Source organism: Lamprobacter sp. (assembly GCF_034860625.1).
Taxonomy (GTDB): domain Bacteria; phylum Pseudomonadota; class Gammaproteobacteria; order Chromatiales; family Chromatiaceae; genus Lamprobacter.
This window is the reverse complement of the sequence record NZ_JAYESN010000694.1, coordinates 1-751: the sequence shown is the minus strand read 5'-3', so window position 1 is coordinate 751 and position 751 is coordinate 1. Positions and strand designations below refer to the sequence as shown.

At 65.2% G+C, this 751-nt stretch carries 1 protein-coding gene; it reads left to right on the top strand.

Going from position 1 to position 751, the window contains the following annotated elements:
* The coding region (locus VBE63_RS30805) for a PEP-utilizing enzyme (RefSeq protein ID WP_323686746.1) at positions 1–751 on the top strand (751 nt) is incomplete at both ends.

Below are 751 nucleotides of genomic sequence, written 5' to 3'. Positions count from 1 at the left end.
TGGTGTGGGCTTCACCCGCAACCCTGGCACCGGCGAGAACAAGCTCTACGGCGAGTATCTGATCAACGCCCAGGGCGAGGACGTGGTCGCCGGTATCCGCACCCCGAAGCCGCTTGATCGGCTGACGGTCGAGATGCCACAGATGGCCGAGGAGCTGGCGGAGCTGCGCGCCAAGCTCGAGACCCATTACCGCGAGGTGCAAGACTTCGAGTTCACCATCGAGCGCGGCGTGCTCTATTGCCTGCAGACCCGCAACGGCAAGATGAACGCGCAGGGCATGGTGCGCACCTCGGTGGAGATGGAGCAAGAGGGCCTGATCAGCAAGGAGCAGGCACTGCAGCGCATCGATCCGATCAGCCTGGAGCAGATGCTGTTCCCGCGTCTGGACCCGAGCTCGAAGGTGGAGCCGGTCGCCCAGGGCCTGCCGGCCTCGCCGGGTGCCGCGGCGGGCATCGCGGTGTTCGATGCCGATCGCGCCCACCAGCTTGGTCATGATCTGGGACAGAAGGTGATCCTGGTGCGTGAGGAGACCAAGCCCGAGGATATCCATGGCTTCTTTGCCTCTGAGGGCATCCTGACCGCGCGCGGTGGTAAGACCTCGCACGCGGCGGTGGTGGCGCGCGGCATGGGTAAGCCCTGTGTTGCTGGTGCCGAGGGCATCAGTGTCGATGTCTCGCGGCGCGAAGCGATCGTTGGTGCGACCAGCTTTAAGGAGGGTGACACCATCACCATCGATGGGTCGTCCGGGCGC